Origin of the sequence: Streptomyces sp. NPDC056347 (assembly GCF_042262625.1) — a bacterium.
Classification (GTDB): Bacteria; Actinomycetota; Actinomycetes; order Streptomycetales; family Streptomycetaceae; genus Streptomyces.
Genome location: NZ_JBHJQP010000061.1, coordinates 24,473 through 40,107, shown reverse-complemented (window position 1 = coordinate 40,107; position 15,635 = coordinate 24,473). Strand labels below are relative to the sequence as shown.

At 72.1% G+C, this 15,635-nt stretch carries 13 protein-coding genes and 1 riboswitch; of the genes, 4 read left to right on the top strand and 9 right to left on the bottom strand.

Annotated elements, in window-relative coordinates; genetic code table 11:
• Nucleotides 1-55: 55 nt before the first annotated feature.
• Complete coding sequence (pcrA, locus tag ACFCV8_RS16520; protein ID WP_376686043.1) at nucleotides 56-2,497, bottom strand: DNA helicase PcrA; 2,442 nt, start codon at nucleotides 2,495-2,497, stop codon at nucleotides 56-58.
• A 222-nt stretch (nucleotides 2,498-2,719) separates the two neighbouring features.
• Nucleotides 2,720-2,883, top strand: a riboswitch (cyclic di-AMP (ydaO/yuaA leader).
• Nucleotides 2,884-2,889: 6 nt separating this feature from the next.
• Here pcrA and ACFCV8_RS16515 point away from each other — a divergent pair.
• Nucleotides 2,890-4,026 (top strand): NlpC/P60 family protein, encoded by a 1,137-nt coding sequence (locus ACFCV8_RS16515; RefSeq protein ID WP_376686042.1) that lies wholly within the window; start codon nucleotides 2,890-2,892, stop codon nucleotides 4,024-4,026.
• A gap of 71 nt (nucleotides 4,027-4,097) precedes the next feature.
• Here ACFCV8_RS16515 and ACFCV8_RS16510 read toward each other — a convergent pair whose 3' ends face one another.
• Nucleotides 4,098-4,451, bottom strand: coding sequence for a hypothetical protein (locus tag ACFCV8_RS16510; protein WP_376686041.1), 354 nt, complete (start codon nucleotides 4,449-4,451; stop codon nucleotides 4,098-4,100).
• A 317-nt stretch (nucleotides 4,452-4,768) separates the two neighbouring features.
• Between ACFCV8_RS16510 and ACFCV8_RS16505 the strand changes: the two genes are divergently transcribed.
• Both ACFCV8_RS16505 and ACFCV8_RS16500 read left to right on the top strand, forming a co-directional pair.
• Complete coding sequence (locus tag ACFCV8_RS16505) at nucleotides 4,769-5,815, top strand: NlpC/P60 family protein (protein ID WP_376686040.1); 1,047 nt, start codon at nucleotides 4,769-4,771, stop codon at nucleotides 5,813-5,815.
• 75 nt (nucleotides 5,816-5,890) lie between these two features.
• Nucleotides 5,891-6,652, top strand: a complete 762-nt coding sequence (locus ACFCV8_RS16500) for a GNAT family N-acetyltransferase (protein ID WP_376686039.1) — start codon at nucleotides 5,891-5,893, stop codon at nucleotides 6,650-6,652.
• Nucleotides 6,653-6,689: 37 nt separating this feature from the next.
• On the opposite strand, the gene ACFCV8_RS16495 is transcribed toward ACFCV8_RS16500, so the two are convergent.
• Nucleotides 6,690-7,388 carry a LuxR C-terminal-related transcriptional regulator gene (locus ACFCV8_RS16495; protein ID WP_376686038.1) on the bottom strand — a complete coding sequence of 233 codons (699 nt, stop codon included), beginning with the start codon at nucleotides 7,386-7,388 and terminating at the stop codon, nucleotides 6,690-6,692.
• Nucleotides 7,372-8,670 carry a PspC domain-containing protein gene (locus tag ACFCV8_RS16490; protein ID WP_376686037.1) on the bottom strand — a complete coding sequence of 433 codons (1,299 nt, stop codon included), beginning with the start codon at nucleotides 8,668-8,670 and terminating at the stop codon, nucleotides 7,372-7,374. Before ACFCV8_RS16490 ends, ACFCV8_RS16495 begins: the two co-directional genes overlap by 17 nt.
• 144 nt (nucleotides 8,671-8,814) lie before the next feature.
• Here ACFCV8_RS16490 and ACFCV8_RS16485 point away from each other — a divergent pair, with 144 nt between their 5' ends.
• Entirely contained in the window at nucleotides 8,815-10,152 is a 1,338-nt protein-coding gene (locus ACFCV8_RS16485; RefSeq protein ID WP_376686036.1) for a PspC domain-containing protein, read from the top strand.
• Nucleotides 10,153-10,308: 156 nt separating this feature from the next.
• Here the strand turns inward: ACFCV8_RS16485 and ACFCV8_RS16480 are convergent, their stop codons facing one another.
• The 5 genes from ACFCV8_RS16480 to guaA all read right to left on the bottom strand — a co-directional run bounded on the left by ACFCV8_RS16480 (nucleotide 10,309) and on the right by guaA (nucleotide 15,502).
• Entirely contained in the window at nucleotides 10,309-10,818 is a 510-nt protein-coding gene (locus ACFCV8_RS16480) for a DoxX family protein (protein WP_376686035.1), read from the bottom strand.
• A gap of 92 nt (nucleotides 10,819-10,910) precedes the next feature.
• Nucleotides 10,911-12,179 carry a hypothetical protein gene (locus ACFCV8_RS16475; protein ID WP_376686034.1) on the bottom strand — a complete coding sequence of 423 codons (1,269 nt, stop codon included), beginning with the start codon at nucleotides 12,177-12,179 and terminating at the stop codon, nucleotides 10,911-10,913.
• 114 nt (nucleotides 12,180-12,293) lie between these two features.
• Nucleotides 12,294-13,076: a class II aldolase/adducin family protein gene (locus ACFCV8_RS16470; protein WP_376686033.1), complete on the bottom strand. Its 783-nt coding sequence runs from the start codon at nucleotides 13,074-13,076 to the stop codon at nucleotides 12,294-12,296.
• A gap of 107 nt (nucleotides 13,077-13,183) precedes the next feature.
• A complete protein-coding gene (locus ACFCV8_RS16465) occupies nucleotides 13,184-13,789 on the bottom strand; it encodes a Uma2 family endonuclease (protein ID WP_376686032.1) in 606 nt (201 codons plus the stop codon).
• Between the two features lie 126 nt (nucleotides 13,790-13,915).
• Entirely contained in the window at nucleotides 13,916-15,502 is a 1,587-nt protein-coding gene (gene guaA / locus ACFCV8_RS16460; protein ID WP_376686031.1) for a glutamine-hydrolyzing GMP synthase, read from the bottom strand.
• Between the last annotated feature and the right edge of the window lie 133 nt (nucleotides 15,503-15,635).

Genomic DNA, 15,635 nt, shown 5'->3' with positions numbered 1-15,635 from the left:
GGCCCGAGCACATCCGCTCGGGCCCCCTCCGCGCTTTCCGCCTGCGCCTTCCCGACTACAGCTTCTCGACCGGCGCGTAACGCAGCAGCAGCTTCTTCGGCCGCTCGTCGCCGAAGTCGACCGTGGCCTTCGCCTGGTCGCCGACGCCCTCGACCGCCGTCACCGTGCCCAGCCCGAACTGGTCGTGCGTGACCCGGTCCCCGACCGCCAGCGCGATGGTCGGCTTGTCCGAGGTCCGCCGGGTCGCGAAGCCCGAGGGTCCGGAGCGCGCGCGGGAGGAGGACAGCGAGGACGTGATCCCCGAGGTCGGGCCCGCCGAGGCCGCCATCGGGCCCTTCCGCTTCCACTCCAGGTGCTGCTCCGGGATCTCCTCCAGGAAGCGCGACGGCGGGTTGTACGAGGGCTGGCCCCACGCGCTGCGCATAGCCGCCCGGGTCAGGTAGAGCCGCTCACGGGCCCGGGTGATGCCCACGTAGGCGAGCCGCCGCTCCTCCTCCAGCTCCTTCGTCTGCCCCAGCGCCCGCATGTGCGGGAAGACGCCGTCCTCCATGCCGGTCAGGAAGACGACCGGGAATTCGAGGCCCTTCGCGGTGTGCAGGGTCATCAGCGTGATGACGCCGGAGCCGTCCTCGTCCTCGTCGGGGATCTGGTCGGAGTCGGCGACGAGCGCGACCTTCTCCAGGAAGTCGGCGAGCGTACCGGCGCCCTCCTCGCCCGCCTCGCCCCGCTCCTGCTCGAATTCGAGGGCGACCGCGGCGAGTTCCTGGAGGTTCTCGATCCGGGTCTCGTCCTGGGGGTCGGTGGACGCCTGGAGTTCGGCGAGGTAACCCGTGCGCTCCAGGACCGCTTCCAGGACCACGGCGGGGCCCGCGCCCGACTCGACGATCGTGCGCAGCTCCTCCATCAGCGTGTTGAACCGCTTGACGGCGTTGGCCGAGCGGGCGGCCATCCCGTACGCCTCGTCGACCCGGCGCAGCGCCTGCGGGAAGGTGATCCTCTCGCGCAGGGAGAGCGCGTCGATCATCGCCTCGGCGCGCTCGCCGATGCCGCGCTTGGGCACGTTGAGGATGCGGCGCAGCGGGACGGTGTCCTCGGGGTTGGCGAGGACGCGCAGGTAGGCCAGGATGTCCCGGACCTCCTTGCGCTCGTAGAAGCGCACACCGCCGACGACCTTGTAGGGCAGGCCGACGCGGATGAAGATCTCCTCGAAGACGCGGGACTGCGCGTTGGTGCGGTAGAAGACCGCCACGTCACCGGCCTTGGCGTCGCCCGCGTCGGTCAGCCGGTCGATCTCGTCGGCGACGAACTGCGCCTCGTCGTGCTCGGTGTCGGCGACGTAGCCGGTGATCCGGGTGCCGGTGCCGGCGTTCGTCCAGAGGTTCTTGGGCCGGCGGCTCTCGTTGCGTTCGATGACGGCGTTGGCGGCGGAGAGGATCGTCTGGGTGGAGCGGTAGTTCTGCTCCAGGAGGATCGTCGTCGCGTCGGGGTAGTCCTCCTCGAACTGGAGGATGTTGCGGATGGTCGCGCCGCGGAAGGCGTAGATCGACTGGTCCGCGTCACCGACGACGCACAGCTCGGCCGGGGCGTCGCCCTCGCCCGCCGGGCCGACCAGCTCGCGCACCAGGGTGTACTGGGCGTGGTTGGTGTCCTGGTACTCGTCGACCAGGACGTGCCGGAAGCGGCGGCGGTAGTGCTCGGCGACGTCGGGGAACGCCTGGAGCAGGTGGACCGTCGTCATGATGATGTCGTCGAAGTCCAGCGCGTTGGCCTCGCGCAGCCGGGACTGGTACATCGCGTACGCCTGGGCGAGGGTCTTCTCGAAGCCGTCGGCGGCCTGGCCGGCGAAGGTCTCCTCGTCGATCAGCTCGTTCTTCAGGTTGGAGACCTTGGCCGTGAACGACTTCGGCGGGAAGCGCTTCGGGTCGAGGTCGAGGTCGCGGCAGACCAGGGCCATCAGCCGCTTGGAGTCGGCCGCGTCGTAGATCGAGAACGACGAGGTGAAGCCGAGCCGCTTGGACTCGCGGCGCAGGATGCGTACGCACGCGCTGTGGAAGGTCATGACCCACATGGCGTTGGCGCGCGGTCCGACGAGCTGCTCGACGCGCTCCTTCATCTCGCCCGCGGCCTTGTTGGTGAAAGTGATCGCCAGGATCTGACCGGGGTGCACCCCGCGCTCGGCGAGGAGGTGGGCGATCCGGTGGGTCAGCACCCGGGTCTTGCCCGAGCCGGCCCCGGCGACGATGAGCAGCGGGGAGCCCGCGTGGACGACGGCGGCGCGCTGCTCGGTGTTGAGCCCGTCGAGGAGCGCCGCGGGGTCGATGACGGGGCGGGGGGCGCCGTCGCGGTAGTAGGCGTCCCTGGGCGGCGGGCCGTCGAACACGCCCTCGAACAGACCCTCCGGCACCTCCTCGGGTGCGGCGTCCTCGGGGGGCGGCGGGGGCTGTTCCTCCGAGTGCTGGAGGCCGGCCAGGAAACTGTCGTCAAAGAGGCTGCTCATCGCTTGTCGAGTCTACGGGCTGCCCCCTGTCCCCCGGTGGGCGTTCGCCGGGACGGTACGGAGCGGGAGCGGCGGTCCACGGTGGGTGAGCGCCTTTGCCGCCTTCGCGCAGGTCACGAAAATGTATCGGGCATTTCGAACATCAACCTTCCCAGCGGCACCACGGGTTGGCTAGCGTGCTCGACCGGGCGGCCCGACCCCCTTGCGGCGAACCACGCCGAGCGGGCGCCCGCGCCGAATCCGGGCTGCCTTCGCGGGAGTCCGGAGCCGGGGACCCGGACGCAGTACCGGGGTGAATCGGTCCTTCCCCCACATCTGGACCGTAGGGCGCCTTCCGTTCGCCCGAACCCGACAGCTAACCCGGTAGGCGGTCCACGGAAGGAGATGCCGTCTTGGCATCGCACCGCAAGCCCCGTACCCGGGTGCGCTCCACCGCACCGGCCGTCGGGCTCACCACCGCGGCCCTGGCGTCCGTGACACTGCTCTCCACGCAGAGCGCGGTGGCCGCGCCCGACCCGAGGCCGAGCGTCGAGGACGTACAGAAGAAGGTCGACGATCTCTACCGGCAGGCGGGCACCGCGACCCAGCGGTACAACCGGGCGAAGGAGGCGACCGCCGCCCAGCGGGCCGAGGTCGAGGGCCTGCTGGAGGACGTCGCCGAGCGGGCCGACAGGCTCAACGACGCCCGCAGGACGCTGGGCGCCTTCGCGGCCGCGCAGTACCGCAACGGCTCCGTCGCGCCGACCGCCACGTTCTTCCTGGCCGACGACCCGCAGTCGTACTTCGACCAGAGCCAGCTCATGGAGCGGATGACCAGCCGCCAGCAGAAGGCGGTCACGGACTTCCGCGTCCAGCAGGAGAGGACCGCGAAGAAGCGGTCCGAGGCGGTACGGAGCCTGGAGACGCTGACGACGGCCCAGGCGTCGCTGCGCACCAGCAAGCAGGACGTGCGGACGAAGCTGTCCGAGGCGCGCACGCTGCTCTCGAAGCTGACCGCCGAGGAGAAGGCGCGGCTCGCGGAGATCGAGCGGAAGAAAGAGGCGGAGGCCCGGCGCAAGGCCGAGGAGCTGGCGAAGCAGCAGGCCGCCGCGCGGGACGCGAAGAAATCCGGCGGTACGGGTACGGGAACGGACGCGGGAACCGGCACCGGTACCGGCACGGACGGCGGCACCAGCACCGGGACCAAGGCCGAGCAGGTCCTCGCCTTCGCCCGGGCCCAGATAGGCAAGCCGTACGTGTGGGGCGCGACGGGCCCGGCCTCGTACGACTGCTCCGGGCTGACCCAGGCCGCCTGGAAGGCCGCGGGCGTCGACATCCCGCGCACCACCTGGGACCAGGTCAAGATCGGCACCCGGGTCGCCACGGCGGACCTGCGCCCCGGTGACCTGGTCTTCTTCTACGACGACATCAGCCACGTCGGCATCTACAAGGGCGACGGGATGATGATCCACGCGCCGAAGCCCGGGGCGAACGTGCGCGAGGAGTCGATCTACTACATGCCGATCTACGGCAGCGTGCGCCCCGCGTAGCCGGCGGCGGGCACGCGCGGACCGCGTACCGCGTACCGGCTGCCGGACCCGTCCGGCAGCCGGGAACGGCATCAGGTCCAGAGCGTGGCGATGAAGATGTTGACGAGCGTCAGCCCGCCGACCGCCGCGAAGGCGCCCTTGTCGACCTTCTCCTCGTCCCGCTTGATGTAGACGAGCGCCAGGACCACGATCAGGACCAGCAGCTTCACGCCGATCTTGATGTTGTTCACGTGACCGCCGTCGGCCTCGTTCATCCCGACCAGCGCGACACCGGTGACCAGCATGGTCAGCGCACCGTGCAGCATCGCCGGGACGAACCGGGCCGTGCCCGCGCCCATCGACTTCATCTGGGTCAGGAATCCGCCCAGCAGGGAGGCGATGCCGACGATGTGCAGGGCGACGAAGACATGTATGAGTACGTCCATGAGGCCGCAGCCTAGCCGTGGCCATATCACCCCCCGGCAGGCAGGTCCACCTTCACGGGGCAAACATGCCCTCGTGCCACTTCACTCGCACCTGTACCAATTGCGGCACTCTGACGTAATTTTCCCGATCAATCGTCGGCGTTGCCACGCCAAAACCGAGCAATAAGCGTCATTACGACTCCGGCCCGTGTCCCGGGTCTAGCGTCACTGACGGACCGGGCGACCGACGTCAACGGAGACCGGCCACTCCGCCGAACGTACCGGCGGGCCCGTCGGCAACTCCCGTCGGGCAGTCGTCAGGAAGGACGCACGCCCCCGTGGCAGCGCATCGAAAACCCAAGCAGCGCCTGTACACCGGCCCTGCTGCCCGCACCGCGGCGACCCTCGCCCTCACCGGCGCCGCCACCGCCGCCGCGCTGCCCGGCTCCGCGGCCCACGCCGAACCGCGACGCACCCCCGCCCAGGTCAAGTCCGAGGTGGACCGGCTCTACCACCAGGCGGAGATCGCCACCGAGCGGTACAACGGGGCGAAGGAGAAGGCCGCCGCCGCGGAGCATGCCCTGGACGCGCTGCGCGACGAGGCCGCCCGCCGCACCGAGCGCCTCAACGCCTCCCGCCAGGAGCTGGGGTCCTTCGCCGCCGCGCAGTACCGCACCAGCGGCCTCGGCCCCTCCGTGCAGCTGGCGCTCTCCTCCGACCCCGACCAGTACCTGGAGCGGGCCTCGTACCTGGACCGGGTCGCGGACCGCCAGTCCGTCGCGCTCGACCGGGTCCGGCAGCAGGTCGCCCGGATCGCCACGCTGCGCGCCCAGGCCAAGGGGCAGCTCGCCGACCTGACCGCCCGCCGGACGGAGCTGAGGAAGAGCAAGGCGGCGATCACGACCCGCCTGACCGAGGCCCGCCGTCTCCTCGACCGGCTGACCCCGGCCGAGCGCACCTCGTACGAGAACACGGATCAGGGCTCGGCCGCCCGCGCGTCCCGCTCCCTGCCGCGCGGCTCCGTCCAGGCACCCAGCGGGCGCGCCGCCGCGGCCGTCGCCTTCGCGTACGGGGCGCTCGGCAAGCCGTACGTGTGGGGCGCCACCGGCCCCTCCTCCTTCGACTGCTCCGGGCTCACCCAGGCCGCCTGGCGCTCCGCCGGGGTCTCGCTGCCCCGGACCACGTACACCCAGATCAATGCCGGACGGCGGGTGAGCCGGTCCGAACTCGCCCCCGGGGACCTGGTGTTCTTCTTCTCCGGCATCAGCCACGTCGGGCTCTACATCGGCAACGGGCAGATGATCCACGCCCCGCGCCCCGGCGCACCGGTCCGGGTCGCCCCGATCGACCAGATGCCCTTCGCGGGAGCCACCCGGGTGGCATAGGCTCCCGACGCCGGTCCGGGCCGTCCGCCGTCGCGGCGGCCCTCCGTCGAGCAACCGGCCCGAGGACAACCCGACATGCCCATGGACGCCGAGGTCCAGACCCACGCCCGCACGCTCGCCCAGCGTTCCCCGGACCATCTCCGGGTCGGGCCGTTCACCGTGCGGTACAACCCCGACTGGTCCCTCAAGTACGCCAATTACGCCATACCCGACCAGGACGCGGAGCCGACCGCCGAGGACATCGGCGCGCTGGTCGCCGCGTTCCGGGCGCACGACCGGCTGCCCCGGCTGGAGTTCCTGCCCGGTTCGGCGCCCGCGGTCGAACCCGCGCTGCTGGCCGCCGGGTTCACCGTCGAGAACCGGGCCCCGATCATGGCCTGCGCCCCGGACGGGCTGCTGGCGCCGAAACCGGTGACGGACCTCGTGGTCGGCGAACCGGCCACCGACGCCGAGTTCGCCGCCGCCGCCCTCGTCCAGCACCACGGCTACGGCGGCGCCGGCGAGCCCGAGGACGGCACGGCGCGGTGGCTGCGCACGGCGGCCGAGGGCGGCGGGGTCGCGGCCCTCGCCACGCTCGACGGCGTACCGGTGGCCGCGGGCGGCTGCTCCGTACCCGTCGACGGCCTCACCGAACTGGCCGGGCTGGCCGTCGCCGACGCCTACCGCCGCCGGGGCATCGGCGCCGCGCTCTCCGCCCATCTGACGGCCACCGCCTTCGAGCGCGGCTGCCGGGTGGTGTGGCTGGAACCGGCCGACGAGGCCGTGGAGCGGATCTACGCGGGCATCGGCTTCGCCCGGATCGGCGAGAAGCTGAACATCTCGCTCGACCCGGCGTGAGGGGCCGGGGACCCGGGGCCCCGTGCGGCCCGGCGGCTCAGACCAGCCGCCGGGCCGTCGCCCACCGGGTCAGCTCGTGCCGGTTGGAGAGCTGGAGCTTGCGCAGCACGGCCGAGACGTGCGACTCGACCGTCTTCACCGAGATGAACAGCTGCTTGGCGATCTCCTTGTAGGCGTAGCCGCGGGCGATCAGCCGCAGCACCTCGCGCTCGCGCTGGGTGAGGCGGTCCAGGTCCTCGTCGACCGGCGGCGCGTCCGTGGAGGCGAAGGCGTCGAGGACGAAGCCGGCCAGCCGGGGCGAGAACACCGCGTCGCCGTCCTGGACGCGGAAGACCGAGTCGACCAGGTCGGTGCCGGTGATGGTCTTGGTGACATAGCCGCGGGCACCTCCCCGGATGACGCCGATCACGTCCTCGGCGGCGTCCGACACGGACAGCGCCAGGAACCGCACCGGATTGTCGACGGCCCCCATCAGCGAGGAGCAGCGGCGCAGTACCTCGACGCCGCCGCCGCCCGGGAGGTGGACGTCGAGGAGGACGACCTCGGGGCGGGTCGCCGTGATGACGGTGACCGCCTGGTCGACGTCGGCGGCCTCGCCGACCACCTCGACGCCGGTCTCCTCGGTGCGGCCGATCTCGGCCTGGACTCCGGTGCGGAACATCCGGTGGTCGTCGACGAGCACGACCCGTACCCGGCGCTCCGCGCCCCCGGCCGCCCCCTCAGTGGTCCTGATCATCGTTCGCCCTCTCCATCTCCAGCTCGACCTCCGTGCCCCCGCCGGGCACCGGACGCAGCCTTGCCGTACCGCCGTTGCGCTGCATCCGGCCGATGATTGATTCTCGTACGCCCATTCTGTCCCCCGGTACGGAATCCAGGTCGAAGCCCGGACCCCGGTCGCGGACCGAGACGAAGACCGTGCGGCCCTCGACCTCCGCGTAGACCTGTACGGCGCCGCCCTCGCCACCGTACTTGGCGGCATTGACCATGGCCTCGCGCGCGGCCTGCATCTGTGCGGCCAGCTTCTCGTCCAGCGGGCAGTCGCCGACCACGACGACCTCCAGCGGTACGCCGTGCTTGTCCTCGACCTCGGCGGCGGCGCGTTTGACCGCCTCGGCGAGGGTCTCGGGCTCGTCGTCCTCGTCCTTGCCGGTGCCCTCGGGGTTGTACAGCCAGTTGCGCAGCTCGCGTTCCTGGGCGCGGGCGAGCCTGCGGACCTCTCCGGCGTCCTCCGCGCGGCGCTGGATCAGGGTGAGGGTGTGCAGCACCGAGTCGTGCACGTGGGCGGCGACCTCGGCGCGTTCCTGGGCCCGGATGCGCATCAGGCGTTCCTCGGAGAGGTCCTGGGTCATCCGGATCAGATAGGGGCCCGCGAGCAGGGCGATGCCGGTGAGCACGGCGATCGCGGCGGTCAGGACGTTGCCGAGCTGGGCGGCGGAGCCGCGTACGACGACGAAGACGGCCAGGCCCACGCCGACCAGGGCGACCCCGGCGAGCCCCCGGGCCAGGTGCAGGACCCGGCGGCGGCGGCCGACCTCCATCCAGCGGGCGCGGCGGGCGTTGTCGGCCTGCCGCCACACCAGCACGGAGCCGCCGCCGATCAGCAGGGCGGGCCAGACGTAGCGGTTGGCGCCGCTGCTCATGTCGACGTTGCCGACGAAGATCATGCCGCCGATGATCAGCGCGATCAGCGCGAAGGTCTGGCCCCGGTCGGGTTTGCGGAACCGCCGGCGGCCGTCCGGGCCGGTCTCGAAGACGGGGCGCGGCGCCTCGACGCCGCCGACCCCGAGCGGGACGACGATCCAGAACACGGCGTAGAGCACCGCGCCAAAACCGTCCGCGAAGAACAGGCCGACGAAGAAGAACCGCACCCACAGGACGGGCAGGCCGATGTGCCCGGCCAGGCCGCGCGCGACACCGCCCAGGAACCGCCCGTCGGCGCTGCGGTACAGCTTGCGGGGCGGCGGCTCCTCGGGGTCTGCGGGGCGGGCGCCGGGGGCTCGGGTGGTGGCGGCGGACATGCCCCGATCGTCACATGCCCGTGCGGGCCGTGGCATCAGGGTCGGCCCCCTAAGGTCCGTTCACCTGGGGTCGCGGCCAATATCAGGGATCGGCCAGGGTCGCTCCCGGTCCCGGCCGGGCCCGCGGGCGGTCACCATGGAGCCATGACCGTTCCCCACGACGCGCCTCCCGGTGCCGCGCCGCCGCCCCCAGCCCCCGCGCCCCTGCTGCGGCGCACCCCGCGGCAGAAGGTCGTGGCCGGGGTGTGCGGCGGGCTCGGGCGGTACTGCGACGTCGACCCGGTGATCTTCCGGATCGTGCTCGGCGTGCTGTCGGTGACCGGCGGCATCGGGCTGATCTTCTACGGTTTCGCGTGGCTGCTGATCCCGGCGGACGGCGAGGAGGAGAACGAGGTACGCAGGCTGCTGTCCGGCCGGGTGGAGGGGGCCTCGCTGGTCGCGGTGCTGCTCGCGCTGATCGGCTGCGGCCTCTTCCTGTCGATGCTGGGCAACGGCGGCCCCCTGTCGTTCTCCGCGCTGCTGTCGCTCGCGGTGGTCGGCTTCGCCGTGTGGACGCAGAACCGCAGGGCCGCGGCGGCCGAGGACCCGCAGCGCCCGGCGGCCGCCCAGACGGTGCCGGACGCGCCACCGGAGGTACGGGCCCCTCCGTCGCCGGGCAGCCCGTCGTGGTGGCGCGATCCGATCGTCAAGGACGGTACGACGGGGCCGGTCGGCGCCGGCTATCTGTGGGGTCCGGCCGACGCGGTGCTCCCGCCCCGCGCGGACCGCCCCACGGGTTCGTCGGACTCCCCCTTCCGTGCGCCCCGGCCGGAGCGCGGCACGCGGGGACCGACGCCGATCGGCGGTGCGGTGTTCCTGTTCGCGCTGGTCGCGGGCGGGCTGGGGACGGGGCTGAGCTGGGAGAGCCGGCCCCTCGGCACGAGCCTGCAGTTCGGGCTGGCCGCCGCGCTGGCGGTGTTCGGGCTCGGGATGCTGGTCAGCTCGTTCCTGGGGCGGACGGGGTTCGGCACGGTGATGCTCGCGGTGATCACGGCGGTGCTGCTGGCGGGCGCCTCCGCGCTGCCCAAGGACATCAGCACCCAGTGGGTGCGCGAGAACTGGCGGCCCGCCTCGGTGGCGGCGGTCCAGCCGCAGTACCGGCTGGGCACCGGGGACGCCCGGCTGGACCTCACCGGGATCACGGTCCCCGAGGGCGACACGGTCTCCACCGCGCTGAAGGTCGGGGCGGGGCGCGCGGTCGTCGTCGTACCGAGGGACGTGACGGTGAGGCTGACGGCCCGGGTGGCCGTCGGCGACATCGCGCTGCCGGACAGCCGGCCGGGCATCCTGCAGGACCGGACGGGGCACGAGATGGGCATCAACCCCGCGCAGCGGGAGCACCGGACCCTGCCGCCGCCCCCCGGCGGCAAGCCGGCCGGAACGGTCGAGCTGACGCTCGACATGAGCATCGGAGAGCTGGAGGTCGCCCGTGCCGCGTCATGAGATCCGTCCCGGCCGGGCGGTGGCGGGTGTGGTCATGCTCGTGCTGGCTGCGGGGTACGCGGCGGACGCCGCGGGCTCCTGGGACGCCCCCTGGACGTTCTTCCTCCCGCTGCTCTTCGGCGGCCTCGGGCTGGCCACCCTCGTGACCTGGGTGAACTACCTGATCCGTCGCCGCCGTGCCGCGAGGAAGGCGTCCAGCGAGAACGCCCCGGCCCCGCCGAGCACCAGCGGCAGCCAGCCCATGAGATAGGCCAGGTCGTTGCCGAAGTAGTACGGGCTGACCGCCCAGCTGACGGTCAGCCACAGGCTCAGCGAGATCAGCGCACCACCGAGCGCGGCGAGCCTGCCCCACAGCCCGAAGAAGGTGCCGAGGCCGACGAGGACCTCACCGATGGCGATGGCGTACCCGAAGGTGCCGGGGCTCTTCAGCGCGAGGTCGACGAGGGCCGGGACCGCGGACGAGTCGCGCACCGCGTGCATGGTCTCGCCGATGGAGCCCGGGCCGGTGGCCCGGAAGAAGGAGCTGTCGGTCAGCTTGTCGAGACCGGCGTAGACGAAGGTGACACCGAGGAAGATCCGCAGCGGCAGCAGGGCGTGCTCCCGCGCCTTCTCCTTGAGCCCCTGTCGCTCACCGAGGCCGCGTAGATTCGCTCCGTACCCCTGCATCTGTCTGCCCCACCTTCCGTAGACCCCGTACTTCCGAGCTTATGCAGCGTACGCAGGGAACGCGCTGCTCACGGCGGCGGTCGGCCCGCCGGTCAGTCGGTCACCTCGATCTCGACCGGGTTGGTCTCCACCCCGGCCGCGGTGACGACCTGCACCTCCACCACACCCGGCTCGACCTCCACCGGCACCGGCACCGTCAGCACCCCGTCCGTCGGGTTGGCGAATCCGCCGGTGACCGGGATCAGCGGCACATGGACGTGGACGCGGCCGATCCGGACGACCATCCGGGCCAGCCGGTCCGGCGTCCCGGCGCCCGGCGGTACGAAGCCCGCTCCCCGGATCTCGATGTCGTCGCCGGTGCGCACCGGCGCGTCCAGGTCCCCGGCCTCACGCGCCCGGACCACCGAGAGGATCACCGGCCGCCCGCCCTCCACGTACTTCCCCGCGAAGTAGGCGAACGCCGAGACCGTGACCAGCAGCGCCAGGCCCCAGGGCAGGTCGGGCAGCTGCTCGGGGCGGCGGGCCAGCCGGACCGCGGCGAACACCACGGCGACGGTGCTGATCAGCATGTACTGCACATCGGTGAAGCTGCCCCGCCCCGAGTCGTCGGTGAGCAGGTCGGCGGCGCGCGGCCGGTCGGCCCGCAGCTTCTGCAGCCGCCCGGACATCGTCCGTACGGTCACCACCCTGCGTACGACGACGGCGACGGCGCAGACCAGCGCGAGCACGGTCACCACCCCGGCACCCCGGGCCAGGTCCAGCCCCTCGATCAGCGCGTCGCGCTCGGCGTGCCGGGAGGCACCGGCCAGCTGGAGTGCCAGCACGAGCACGGAGAAGACCGCGAGCAGCACCCAGGAGGCGGCGACGGCCCGGGAGGTGGAGAGCCGGTTGTCCTCGCCGATGAGCGGGGCGAGCAGGCCGCCGCGGGCACGGTGGACGTGGGCGGCGCCGGTGAGCAGGGCGGCGGTGACGAGTCCGGCGATCAGCCCCGCCGTGCGGGCGTTGGACCAGCCCGCGCCGATGGCGGTGACCGACTCCCCGACGACCAGCAGGACGACCCCGCCCCACACCGCGGTCAGGGTGCGCCGCCAGACCCGGTACAGCCAGGCGTCGCCCTCCTCGCGGCCCCGCTCGGCGACGGTCCTGGCCGACTGGGTCAGCTCGTCCGAGACCCACTGGCGGGTGGCGGACACGGACTGCGCGACGCCGGGCGGCAGCCCCTGCCCGGCGGCGAGTTCGTCCCGTTTGGCCAGGAAGGCGGCCACCGCGCGCCGGTGGCCCTCACGCGCCCCGTGCGGGCAGTCGCCGCAGGTGCAGCCGCCCAAGTGGGCGCCGCCCGCCCTCGCCTCGTCCAACACCACTGGGAACGCCGCCCTCTCCAGCCCCGGTGCAGCCAACTCGGCTGCTATTGCAGCGAATTGTGCCGTACGGCGGGGCTCCGGGCCGCATCGGGGCACGCTCCCGGGGACGTATCGTCAGAATGTGCGACTGATCCGCTGCCACAGGGGCTGGTAGTTGATCCACGCCACCAGGTCGCTGCCCAGCTGGTCCCGGGTGGCCAGCGCGTCCCGGCGATCGATCGGTACCGGTTTTCCGGCGGCCCGGGCGGCCAGCTGCACCTGGCAGGAGCGCTCCATCGCGATGAACCACCAGGCGGCGGCGTCCACCGAGTCGCCGACGGTCAGCAGTCCGTGGTTGCGCAGCACGATCGCCTTGTGCCCGCCGAGCGCGGCGGCGATCCGGCGGCCCTCCTCCTCGTCGACGACGACCCCGGTGTACGCGTCGTACAGCACGTGGTCCTCGAAGAAGGCGCAGGATTCCTGGGTGATCGGCTCGATCAGCTCGCCGAGCGCGGCCAGTGCCCGCCCGTGCACGGAGTGGGTGTGCGCGACGGCGACGACGTCCGGGCGGGCCCGGTGCACGGCCGCGTGGACCGCGAACGCCGCCTGGTTGACGTGGCGGCGGCCCTCGACGACCTGCCCGTCGCCGTTGACAAGGATCAGCTCGTCCGCCGCGAGCCCGTCGAACGGGACCCCGAAGGGGTTGACCCAGAAGCAGTCGGGGAACTCCGGGTCGCGTGCGGTGATGTGCCCGGAGACGCCGTCCTCGTAGCCGTACTCCCCGAACAGCCTCAGCGCCCCGGCCAGCCGCTGCTTGCGGTACGCCCGCTCCTCGGCCGGGGAGCCGTGCACGGGCGGCATGACGAAGTGGAGCTGGTCCACGGGTACGGGGGCGGGTGCGGGCGTGGACTCGGACATGGCGGCTCCTCGGGGCTCCCAGGCGTACGGACCCGGAAGTTACCGCCGGTCGCCCCAAGTGGCCAGGGGTACGGGGGCGGGTGGTGTGCGGGGGCCGCCTCCGGCTCCTACCGGCGCCGGTGGTTGATCGCGGTGAGGTCGATCTCCAGGGGAAAGGGAACGTCCAGCTTCAGCCGGTTGTGATGGATACCGGTCGGCGTGTAGGCGTTCAGCGCCGGATCGAGCTCGTACACATAGACAACCGGCAGCCCGTCGCCACCCGATTCCACGCGCCAGAAGTGCACCACCCCGGCGGTCGTGTACTTCCGGGGCTTGATCTCCCGGTCCCTGACCGCGGACTCCTCCGACACGACCTCCACCGCCAGGATGACGTCCTGCGGCCGGAGAAACGTCTGGTTGGGTCCGGTGTCGGCCCCTGTCGGAACCACGAGTACATCCGGCTCCAGCCTGTTGCGGCTGTCCAGCCTGACGCTGAATTCACGGAACACGTCGAAGTCGTCCGGGGCCTGCTCGAGGAGAGAGTTCTCCAGCAGACGCATGGTCCGCATGTGAAACCTGGTCTGCGGACTCATGAAGACGAGACTCCCGTCGATCAGCTCGGTGCGCCGCGGCAGATTCGGAAGCCGGTCGAGGTCGTCCGCGGTCCAGCCACCGGGCGGGGGGACGGGGTAGTTGTACTTCTCGTCCAACTCGAATTCGGGTGCGGCACTCATGATTGCTCCCATGGGGCAGAGTCTCGTCTCCTCAGCCAGCGTACCCAGCTCAAACGCCGATGCCGCCGCCCAAACGAATGAGCGACGGCATCGGCGTTGACCTGGGGGAACGATCTCAGGGAAAGGTCACTCCCACTCGATGGTCCCCGGCGGCTTGCTCGTCACGTCGAGCACCACGCGGTTGACCTCGGCGACCTCGTTGGTGATACGGGTCGAGATCCGGGCGAGGGTCTCGTACGGCAGGCGCGACCAGTCGGCGGTCATGGCGTCCTCGGAGGAGACCGGGCGCAGCACGATCGGGTGGCCGTAGGTGCGGCCGTCGCCCTGGACGCCGACCGAGCGGACGTCGGCGAGCAGCACCACCGGGCACTGCCAGATGTCGCGGTCCAGACCGGCCGCGGTCAGCTCCTCGCGGGCGATGGCGTCGGCGTCGCGGAGCAGGTCGAGCCGCTCCTTGGTGACCTCTCCGACGATCCGGATGCCCAGGCCGGGGCCGGGGAACGGCTGGCGCTGGACGATCTCGTCGGGCAGGCCGAGCTCCTGGCCGACCATCCGGACCTCGTCCTTGAACAGCTGGCGCAGCGGCTCGACGAGCTGGAACTCGATGTCGTCGGGGAGGCCGCCCACGTTGTGGTGCGACTTGATGTTGGCGGTGCCGGTGCCGCCGCCGGACTCGACGATGTCCGGGTAGAGGGTGCCCTGCACGAGGAAGGCGACCTCGGGGCCGTCCTCCTGGAGGATCTCCAGCTGCGCCTGCTCGAAGACGCGGATGAACTCGCGGCCGATGATCTTGCGCTTGGTCTCCGGGTCGGAGACCCCGGCGAGGGCCTTCAGGAAGCGCTCGCTGGCGTCGACGACCTTCAGGTTGGCGCCGGTGGCGGCCACGAAGTCCTTCTCGACCTGCTCGGTCTCGCCCTTGCGCATCAGGCCGTGGTCGACGTACACGCAGGTGAGCTGGGAACCGATGGCCTTCTGGACGAGGGCCGCGGCGACCGCGGAGTCGACGCCGCCGGAGAGGCCGCAGATGGCGCGCTTGTCGCCGACCTGGGCGCGGATCGCGGCGACCTGCTCCTCGATGACGTTGCCGGTGGTCCAGCTGGGCTCGATGCCGGCGCCGCGGTAGAGGAAGTGCTCCAGGACCTGCTGGCCGTGCGTGGAGTGCAGGACCTCGGGGTGGTACTGGACGCCGTAGAGCTTCTTCTCGTCGTTCTCGAAGGCGGCGACCGGGACGACGTCGGTGGACGCGGTGACGGTGAAGCCCTCGGGGGCGGCGGAGCAGGCGTCGCCGTGCGACATCCAGACCGGCTGCTCGGCGGGGGTGCCCTCGAAGAGCGTGGAGCCGGTCTTGGAGACGGTGAGCGGGGTGCGGCCGTACTCACGGGCACCGTTGTCGTCGACGGTGCCGCCGAGCGTGGTGGCCATCAGCTGGAAGCCGTAGCACATGCCGAAGACCGGGACACCGGCCTCGAAGATCGCGCGGTCCAGGGAGGGCGCGCCCTCGGCGTACACCGAGGAGGGGCCGCCGGAGAGGATGATCGCCCGGGGGTTCTTGGCCAGCATCTCGGCCACCGGCATGGTGGACGGGACGATCTCGCTGTAGACCCGGGCCTCACGGACGCGGCGGGCGATGAGCTGGGCGTACTGCGCGCCGAAGTCGACGACCAGGACCACGTCGGTGGCGGAGTCGGGGGCGGCGGGGGGTGCTGCTGGCACGGGCGGCCTTCCGGCGGTGAAGGGGGGTCTGTTTTGTCGATTCTACCGGGGTTGCCGAACCCGGCGACGTCCCGCCCGTCCGGGGGCCGCCGCGGGCCGCTCCGAGCCACTCCCCGGACGGCGCGTCTCAGCA

Excerpts from the sequence above, each read along its gene's own strand:
- ACFCV8_RS16510 (WP_376686041.1), bottom strand. The coding sequence starts at position 4,451 with ATGGACGTACTCATACATGTCTTCGTCGCCCTGCACATCGTCGGCATC.
- ACFCV8_RS16485 (WP_376686036.1), top strand. The coding sequence starts at position 8,815 with ATGACCGTTCCCCACGACGCGCCTCCCGGTGCCGCGCCGCCGCCCCCA.
- pcrA (WP_376686043.1), bottom strand. The coding sequence starts at position 2,497 with ATGAGCAGCCTCTTTGACGACAGTTTCCTGGCCGGCCTCCAGCACTCG.
- ACFCV8_RS16465 (WP_376686032.1), bottom strand. The coding sequence starts at position 13,789 with ATGAGTGCCGCACCCGAATTCGAGTTGGACGAGAAGTACAACTACCCC.
- ACFCV8_RS16470 (WP_376686033.1), bottom strand. The coding sequence starts at position 13,076 with ATGTCCGAGTCCACGCCCGCACCCGCCCCCGTACCCGTGGACCAGCTC.
- ACFCV8_RS16480 (WP_376686035.1), bottom strand. The coding sequence starts at position 10,818 with ATGCAGGGGTACGGAGCGAATCTACGCGGCCTCGGTGAGCGACAGGGG.
- ACFCV8_RS16495 (WP_376686038.1), bottom strand. The coding sequence starts at position 7,388 with ATGATCAGGACCACTGAGGGGGCGGCCGGGGGCGCGGAGCGCCGGGTA.
- ACFCV8_RS16490 (WP_376686037.1), bottom strand. The coding sequence starts at position 8,670 with ATGTCCGCCGCCACCACCCGAGCCCCCGGCGCCCGCCCCGCAGACCCC.
- ACFCV8_RS16500 (WP_376686039.1), top strand. The coding sequence starts at position 5,891 with ATGCCCATGGACGCCGAGGTCCAGACCCACGCCCGCACGCTCGCCCAG.